This window comes from Pedobacter nanyangensis (assembly GCF_003313505.1).
GTDB lineage: Bacteria > Bacteroidota > Bacteroidia > Sphingobacteriales > Sphingobacteriaceae > Pedobacter > Pedobacter nanyangensis.
On sequence record NZ_QMHO01000006.1, the window covers coordinates 228,952 to 237,205 of the forward strand.

General features: G+C 43.5%; 8 protein-coding genes. All 8 read right to left on the reverse strand.

From position 1 onward, the window contains the following. Positions 1 to 30: 30 nt before the first annotated feature. A complete protein-coding gene (gldG, locus tag DUT71_RS12575; RefSeq protein ID WP_113662883.1) occupies positions 31 to 1,743 on the reverse strand; it encodes a gliding motility-associated ABC transporter substrate-binding protein GldG in 1,713 nt (570 codons plus the stop codon). Next, positions 1,737 to 2,465 (reverse strand): gliding motility-associated ABC transporter permease subunit GldF, encoded by a 729-nt coding sequence (gene gldF, locus DUT71_RS12580; protein WP_113662884.1) that lies wholly within the window; start codon positions 2,463 to 2,465, stop codon positions 1,737 to 1,739. Before gldF ends, gldG begins: the two co-directional genes overlap by 7 nt. A 97-nt stretch (positions 2,466 to 2,562) precedes the next feature. Further along, entirely contained in the window at positions 2,563 to 3,213 is a 651-nt protein-coding gene (locus tag DUT71_RS12585; RefSeq protein ID WP_113662885.1) for a porin family protein, read from the reverse strand. A 154-nt stretch (positions 3,214 to 3,367) separates the two neighbouring features. Then, complete coding sequence (locus DUT71_RS12590; protein WP_113662886.1) at positions 3,368 to 3,898, reverse strand: hypothetical protein; 531 nt, start codon at positions 3,896 to 3,898, stop codon at positions 3,368 to 3,370. 136 nt (positions 3,899 to 4,034) lie between these two features. Continuing rightward, the gene (locus DUT71_RS12595; RefSeq protein ID WP_113662887.1) at positions 4,035 to 4,580 is read right to left on the reverse strand and encodes a hypothetical protein; all 546 of its coding nucleotides are present in this window, start codon (positions 4,578 to 4,580) and stop codon (positions 4,035 to 4,037) included. A gap of 3 nt (positions 4,581 to 4,583) precedes the next feature. Then, positions 4,584 to 5,291, reverse strand: coding sequence for an ATP-binding cassette domain-containing protein (locus tag DUT71_RS12600; protein WP_113662888.1), 708 nt, complete (start codon positions 5,289 to 5,291; stop codon positions 4,584 to 4,586). Between the two features lies 1 nt (position 5,292). Continuing rightward, positions 5,293 to 6,213, reverse strand: a complete 921-nt coding sequence (locus tag DUT71_RS12605; protein WP_240186920.1) for a glycerophosphodiester phosphodiesterase family protein — start codon at positions 6,211 to 6,213, stop codon at positions 5,293 to 5,295. 155 nt (positions 6,214 to 6,368) lie between these two features. Beyond that, positions 6,369 to 7,421, reverse strand: coding sequence for a patatin-like phospholipase family protein (locus tag DUT71_RS12610; protein ID WP_113662889.1), 1,053 nt, complete (start codon positions 7,419 to 7,421; stop codon positions 6,369 to 6,371). Positions 7,422 to 8,254 lie beyond the last annotated feature (833 nt).

Genomic DNA, 8,254 nt, shown 5'->3' on the forward strand with positions numbered 1-8,254 from the left:
TGTTATATATAGATTCAAAAGTATGAAATTTTACCTTGCATACTTGTGTTTACGATAATAATGTTGAAAAATTGCAAAACATATCAACACTAAAATTGGCACTACGGTATTTACCAATTGCCATTTAGTTTTTTCGGTACGTAACAGTGTTTTATCCAAAGGTCGTACGGTAATTTCCTTATTGCGCAGGGCGATAAGGTTATCCGCACTGGTAAAATAATCTACAATATTCAGTAGCAGTGCCTTGTTGCCAAAATTTTGTTGCGTATATCGGTCAAAGCCCAGCGGAAACGGCGAGCCATCTGCCGAAACCTGGTTCATAAAAATATCCCCATCGCCTATTACAATCATTTTTGTGGGCTTGCTTTGGGCGGGTACGTCATAACGCTCGGTGATGCCGTTTGGCACCGGGCGATTTAAAAAAACCGATTTAAAGCTTCCCTCAAGCAACACGCCCACACTTTTTGGCGTACTGTTAAACTCCTTTTGGGTGGGTTCCTCTTCAACCATTTGCAGGTTAAACAATTTGGGCGAAGTATAAACCTTGTTATAGGGCGAGGTAGACAAAATGATGTGCTTGCTTACATTTTTACTGCCAATGGTATCTATCGTGCTGGCAAATTCGGCTTTAACGTTATCCAGGTTTTTTACCACGCTATTGCTGGTATCTGGCAGTAAAATTGGATAGTATAGCCAAGGAGCCAGTTGGATGTCGCCGCGTGGGCCACCGGACATGGCCACCGGAATTTCGGCACAATTTACGTCTGCAATGATATTGTAGTTTACCCTGGCACCGTACTCAAACAGCATGTCATCTAGGTTAAGCATGTTATTGCCGGCCATAAAAGACCTGCCACTGCGCAAACTGTCCAAGCTCATCCGCACTTGGTCTATCGACCACAGTACGTGGCCGCCTTTCATTACAAAATAGTTGATTTTATATTTTTGAGCTTCGGTAAAGGTATTCAAAGGCTTGGCAACAACCAACATTTTCAAGCTATCCAAACCCTCTTTGGTAATCGAGTCTAAGTTTACGCGGCCAACCACATAGCTGTCGGCAAGCGTGCTAATGGCATCGTACAAATACCGGCTATCAGGCTCGCCATTTCCTTCGGTAAAGCCCACTCGTGGGTTATAGCCGGTGATGACCTTTTTCAACGAAGACGTAAATACGTACTCCAGGTTTTTAATGGAATTGTTAATGCTCTGATCATAATTAGAAGCCTCGCCACCCAAATTCTGCAATAGCTTTACGGGCATGCGCTTGCCATTGCTCTCGATCATGGCCATTGGGTAAACCAGCTTTTCAGCGAAACCGGCATCTGTTTTAATATTGATGTTGGTAGGTTTAATCCCCACCTCAAACAGTTGCTGGATAACCGTATCCTGCTCTGCCGCAGAAAGCCCCGAAAGCGGGTCAACAAACACCACTTTGAAATCCCCTTTGGCATATGCTTTATAATCGGCCAGCAAATCTTTGGTGGCATTGCGCAGGCGCTTAAATGCCGCAGGCATGTCTCCATCCAAATAAATGGTGACCACAACCTCGTGCTTGTTCTGCTGAAGAATTTCTTTGGTTTTTGGCGTGAGCGTAAAACGTTTTTCCCTGGTGAAATCGATACGGGTATAAGCAAACTGTGCCAATACATTCACCACTACCAATGCCAATACAAATAGCACTGGTTTTAAGATGTTGCTTTTCTTTGCTCCTTGCTCCTTGTTCCTCGTTCCCTGATCTACCATTTTCTGCCTCCAATCACTACATGGGTTAAACCAAAAAACAAAGCTACGAACGAGCCAAAATAAACCACATCTCGCGTATCCAGAACTCCCCTACTGATAGACTGGTAATGTTCGGCGATGCCTAAATTGGCCAACTGGCTTTCTATAGGTTGGAAGGCCGATACCTTGCTAATGGAATCAAAGCCACTGTAGGCGAAAAAACATAAAAACACCGATACGGCAAATGCAATCACCTGGTTTTTGGTAAAAGAAGAAGCAAACACGCCGATGGCGGTAAAAGCACTCCCTAGCAAAAACAGGCCTATGTACGAGCCAATGATTGCGCCGGTATCCAAATTTCCCTTTGGCAAGCCTAGCTGTGCAATGCTGTAGCAATAAATTAAGGTGGGCAACAGGGCAAACAGCACCAATACCAGGCAGGCCAGGTATTTTGCCCCAATGATTTGCAGATTGGTTAATGGCCGAGTGGCCAGCAACACATAGGTTCCTTCTTTTCTTTCTTCGGCAAATGAACGCATGGTGATGGCCGAAATGAGGAACATAAATAGATAAGGCACCAGGCCAAAAAAACCGTCCATTTCGGCATAGCCATATTCCAAAATGGAAGTATCAGGAAAAAACCAGAACATTAAACCACAGGCCAGTAAAAATATACCGATGGTAATGTAGGCCATTAAGGAATTGAGGAAACTGAATAACTCTCTTTTGAATACTGCTAGCATGCCCTTAGATTGTGATGCCGAAGTTATGCAATATCTGTTAAAACAAAAAAGCCCTAGCAAAATTGCCAGGGCCCTTTGGTTTGCGATGTCTTTTTTCTTAGAACATGAAGCCTAAGCCAACAGAGAACACCTTGTTTTTTGCGCTAGCATTAAAACCAGAGTTATTATCGTTAGCTAAATTTCCTAAGCCTAAACCATAACCAGCATGGATATTCAAACCATTGTTTAGTTGGTAGCCGGTTAAGAAATTTACACCAAAATCAAATCTTTTCATATCATCATCACCTGAACCAAAAGTAATATCTTCTTTTGAACCGCCCACTTTGGTATTTCCGCTTAATGCATAAGCAGCATAAGGACCAGCGCCTACAAAGAATTTACCTGAACCAGCGTTAAAGTTAGCCAAAAGGTTTACTGGAAGTTCTAAGTAAGATACATTGATGCTAACAGATTCTGTTTCTACTTCCATGTCCTCGGCAGCAAACACATCACCACCTGATTTAGTACCTTTGCTCATAAAAGTTAGGCCCGGTTGTACAGAGAAAATGTTAGACACTTTGATATCAGCTACGCCGCCAACATAAAAAGTAGTTTTAGCATCAGCGCTTACGGACATGCCCATAGCAGAAAATTTCAAGTTAGGAAAAGCAACGCCTGCTTTAACCCCGAAAGAAACTGGTTTGTCTTGAGCGTTTGCTACAACATTTAACCCTGCTGCCAAGGTTAATAGTAGAAGAATTTTTTTCATTTTGTTTTTTTAGATTATTTGATTGTTAATTAATGATTTGCAAAACTAATCATTTAGTCAATAAAAAACCCCAACATCGTCGGGGTTTTTTATATTTTTTCTGCATTTGTGCCTAACTAACACAATTACAGTGCTATATTAATTGTTTTTTCCGTTATAGGCCAAATGCAAAAGCTGCACGTAAGCCTATGAATGATAAAGTACCGTTGTTAGACCAGCTCTCATAACGTACACCGAAATCTAAGCTAGATTTATCAGCTAATGAGAATGAAGCACCTAAACCTGGAGCATAAGTGAAAGCAGTACCAGCACCTGATTCAGTACCAAAAGTAGCACCTAGTTCAGCAGCACCATAAAAGTTACCACCAAAATAGTATTTACCACCTGCTTTAACTGGAACAAAGCCATAGCTAGTTTTCCATCCAAGTGCCTCGTAAGCTTTTTTGGTATCGCCAGTTAGCATGTTTGACAAGTAACCACCAGAAAGGGTGATGTTGAACGATTGTGCAACTGGGTGCTCATATTGTAATGAACCACCAACAATCATGTTGTCTTTTGAGTTATCACCTGTAGGGAAACCAAACTCAGCACCTACGCTTAATTTTCTAACAGCACCTTCAGTTTGTGCATTAGCAGCTAGACCTAATCCAGCTACAAGAGCTAATGATAATAATAGTTTTTTCATACTTAACGTAATTTAAATTTGTGTATTAATTAATAATTGCCTCAATAGACACAACAACTAAGCCAATAGTTACAGTTTTTTCACAAAAAAATTACAAACAATTGGAAAACAACCTATTATTTTTAAAAAACAGTCGTTAAAGGGCAAATATATAACCTAACTTTAATCCAATAAAGCTGAAATTTGTAGCTTTTAGGTTGGTGTTACCACTACTGTAGCTTTTATTGCCCCAGGCTTCGTATCGTAACCCAAATTCTATTTTATGGTTGGCCGTTCCGGTTTTAAAACGGGTACCAAAGCCCGGCGACCACACCAATGAAGTTCTGGAAGAATTACCGATATGGAAAGCGGCTCCTGCTTGTGCCTCCACGTAAAAATCGGTGGTGGGATAGTACTTGAAACCCAGCTTGGCGGGAACAGCTTCGATACTGGGTATCCTGCTGCCGATATATTTTTTGCCTATAAAAAGGTTATAGCCCCCGTTTGCGGTAATGGCATATTTGTAGTTAATTCCAAATTCGGCTTTGAAGGACCCGCCAAAACCTATGCCGCTCACATTGGAGGCATTGCCGGTAGGCAAGTTGATTTCGGGAGATAGGCCCAGGCTAATTTGCTGCGCTTGTGCACCAAAGCATAGGGAAAGTACAAGTAAACCGGCAAGCGCAGTAATTTTCGGTATCATATTTTATAGGGTTAGCTGTTTAAATATCTGCTCCAGGGTTTTGTGCTGATGGGCTTTCTTCAGTTCATCAATGGCAGCATTGGCCACCAGTACCCCTTTATGGATAATGATCACATCATCACAAAGGGCCTCAACTTCCTGCATAATGTGCGTGGAGATGATGACCGTACGGTCTTTGCCCAGGTTTTTGATCAAGTTCCTGATATCGGAAAGCTGGTTGGGATCCAAGCCCGAGGTGGGTTCATCCAAAATTAACACTTGCGGCTGGTGGATAATGGCCTGGGCCAGGCCTACCCGTTGTTTGTACCCTTTGGACAACATCCCGATCTTTTTATGCTGCTCCTGCCCCAGGCCTACTTGCCGTATCACATCGGTGAGGCGTTGGGCAATGTTTTTCAAACCGTAAGTTTGGGCTACAAAGCTCAAAAACTCACGCACGTACATATCCATGTACAATGGTGTATTTTCGGGCAGGTACCCGATCAGTTTCTTTACCTCCAGGCCATGGGCCTGTATATCTTTTCCTGCAATTTCGGCTTTGCCTGAAGTAGGCTGCAAATAGCCGGTCAGCATTTTCATGGTAGTGGATTTACCGGCACCGTTTGGGCCCAAAAAGCCTAATATGCGGCCCGGCCTTGCTTCAAAGCTGATTTGGTCAACTGCTTTTTGCTGGCCATAGTGTTTGGCCAATTCTTTTACAACTACGCTCAATTTACCTGATATTTATGTTCTTAAGTTTCAATTGCTTGTCTTTTCGATAGGCATCCAACTGTTGGCCGGCCAATTTCAGTTCATCGGTAGATAGCACATCTGCACCGTTGGCCACCAGGTTGCCGAATACCTGCTTGTTGGCACTTGCCTTTGCGCTTGTATCCAGGTTGCCCATGGTTCCCAAAATAGTACTTATGCCCTTGCTGTGCAAATATTGGTAAAGGTTTTGATGGGGTTCTGATATGCCCACAAAGGCAATGATCTTATGGTTAGGCACCCCCATTTTATTTAAACGCTCCAAATCTTCGGGGCTTTTTACGGTGGCAGAAATCATCAGATCAGGGGCTAGGCGATGCACCTCTGCGGCCTGGTTGGCATTATAGGTAATGATGATGGCGTTGGTTTCTGATTTGGTTTTACGGACGGCTTCGATAATTTTTGGGTAGGGAACGCCCCGCTTGATATCAATGGTGAACAGGACTTTATCTTTGCCCCACCGAAGCACTTCTTCCAAGGTGGGGATTTTGAAATTGGTCAATTGGCCTTCATTGTCCTTAAGGTTAAGCGCTTTGAGCTGGGCATAGGTTTGCTGGCCTATCAGCCCCTTCCCGTTGGTAGTTCTGTCCAAGCGGTCGTCGTGCATAATGACCAGGGCCGAATCTTTGCTCAGGGCCACATCAAACTCAATAATTACGGGCTGGTAGGTTGTTGCATTTTCAAACGTTTCGATAGCGTTTTCAGGGAAACCGGGCATTGGTGCCCCACGGTGTGCGCTTAGCAGCGGATATGCCGTTGTTTTACGGTTCAGGAAATCATGAAATGCTTTGGCAGTTTTAAAGGAGATGTAATGATGTTGTTTTGGAGCGATACAGGCAAAGCCTGATAAGGCAACCATTAGGAATAGCAGTTGTAATTTTCTCACCTGATTGTTTTTTGGTTCCACAAATTTAGGCTTTTATACCGATTTAAGTTAGCCTGCTTACAGATAAGCGCAGCTGTTTTAGGATTTAAAATGGGGCGCTGCTTTTTAAAAGATCGGCTTTGGCCATTATTTGGGCCCTTTTTGCTGGTTGCCGCTTATCTTTTCAGGAAATTCCAAACGGAGTCGTTGTGGTTGGTCTTCTTTTGGTCTTCGATAAGCTGCGTAACAATTTGGTCCAACAGTTCTTCGTTTTCGCTTACCAGCTTATCGCCCAACGACACGATTTTTTGGATATTGGAAACCGAAGCGGCATCCATGGCCGGATCAATGGAGGAAAGGTTATTGGGTTCTATCCTGATATAGTTACCGGATTTTTTTACCGAGCGGAACAATTGCCTCAAAAAATAATCGGTACTCTCGGCGGAGCTGCTGCTCATGATATCCACCAAAGCCGGCCCTATGGAAATTGCCTTTTTCTTCTTAAAATCTTCGTAGTTGTACGATATTTTGGATAAACCGGTACCTAGCGAGAGGATCCATATATCGTCTATTTGATATGTATTATAGCTTTTGATTACCTCTAACATGGCTGATAGCGCCGGATTATGGGCAAACATTCCACCATCAACCAGCGGGTAGCGTGTTTTGGCCAGCGAGAAGATTTCGGCAACGGAGAAATAAGTGGGCGCCGCGGAAGTGGCCCTACATACGTCCCTGATGTAAAAGTCTCTTGACTCGCCATGGGATATTGCTTTTTGCTGGCGGAAAAGGTGGTTTTTGCGCAGCTCAATGTTGTATGCCGTAATAATGCAGGGCCTTAACAGCTCGCTGAGCCTGCGCTTGCCCAGGTAACTGGCCAAAACTTTCTCCAAAACGGTATTGTCGTACAGTTCACTGAGCAAGCCAAACCTGCTCAGAAAACGCCGCCACCTACTTGCGGTAAATATTTCGGTACCATGATCAAGATAGATATCCAAAGCCTGTTTGGCGGTGTATTTTTGTTTGGTGGGTTCACCGTCGTCTGGGCATAATAGTATCGATAATAGAATGCCCCCGGTACTGGTGCCGGCAAAAAAGTCGAAATAATCGGTTAGGTGCGCATTTGGGTTGTTTGTGGCCCGTTGAATTTTTTCTTCCAGGGCCACCAAAATCATTCCTGGGATAATGCCCCTGATCCCGCCCCCATCTATTGAAAGTATCCTTTTCATGAGCTATGGTGTTTAGTAGATGGTCGAAAATAGCGAAAAATCTACAGTTTTGTGGTCATCTAAACCTTATCCTTTTGTTTTCTTGGCGGAGATACTGGGGAATGGCGTAAAAAAGCGGCGGGCTAAACCTTAAAAGGAGACGATCAATAGTGCAACGCAAGGCGTTAGCCCTGCAAGGGAAGCGGGAAACCCCGCAACGCAGGTTTGCAGGGTGGAAATGCTGGCTTGCTGTATGGCAAGGCAAATTTTATGTGTTGCAAAAGAGGGGTTACGTACGGGTTTCCAGGTTTGCTGTACGGAAAGGAATGGTTTCTGTACAGCAAAGCACCAATGTTGTATGGAACTTTAGGATTGTTATACGGATCCCAAAAAATTCCATACAGCAAAGCACCAATGTTGTATAGAACTTTAGGATTGTTATGCGGATCCCAAAAAATTCCGTACAGCAAGGCGCAAATGCTGTACAGAACCCCTGGATTGTTGTACAGCAAACCTGGCCGCTAACGCTGAAAACCGGTGGATTTGTGCTGCTTTTTTACGCTACGGGGTGGTTTGTTGCTGTTTTGGCGCTGTTAAAGCAACGGCCAATGCTATTGCGCGGAAAGCTGAAAATTATCACCACCATTAGAGAAGCGAAAATCCGAAGGATTTCAATCCTTATAGAGAAATATGTATGCGAAATCATGCGACTCCGTAGGAGTCGTACACAAAGAGGCCTATTTTTATAAATATTTCACCTCTTCGAGGTCTTAAACCTGAATTTATGGACAATGGTTAGTGGTATAGGCATTTCGTCATCTCGACCCTGTGGAGAGATCTTTGGATATGTTTAT

Coding starts and splice junctions, on each gene's coding strand:
- DUT71_RS12610 (WP_113662889.1), bottom strand. CDS start 7,421: ATGAAAAGGATACTTTCAATAGATGGGGGCGGGATCAGGGGCATTATC.
- gldF (WP_113662884.1), bottom strand. CDS start 2,465: ATGCTAGCAGTATTCAAAAGAGAGTTATTCAGTTTCCTCAATTCCTTA.
- DUT71_RS12595 (WP_113662887.1), bottom strand. CDS start 4,580: ATGATACCGAAAATTACTGCGCTTGCCGGTTTACTTGTACTTTCCCTA.
- DUT71_RS12585 (WP_113662885.1), bottom strand. CDS start 3,213: ATGAAAAAAATTCTTCTACTATTAACCTTGGCAGCAGGGTTAAATGTT.
- DUT71_RS12590 (WP_113662886.1), bottom strand. CDS start 3,898: ATGAAAAAACTATTATTATCATTAGCTCTTGTAGCTGGATTAGGTCTA.
- gldG (WP_113662883.1), bottom strand. CDS start 1,743: ATGGTAGATCAGGGAACGAGGAACAAGGAGCAAGGAGCAAAGAAAAGC.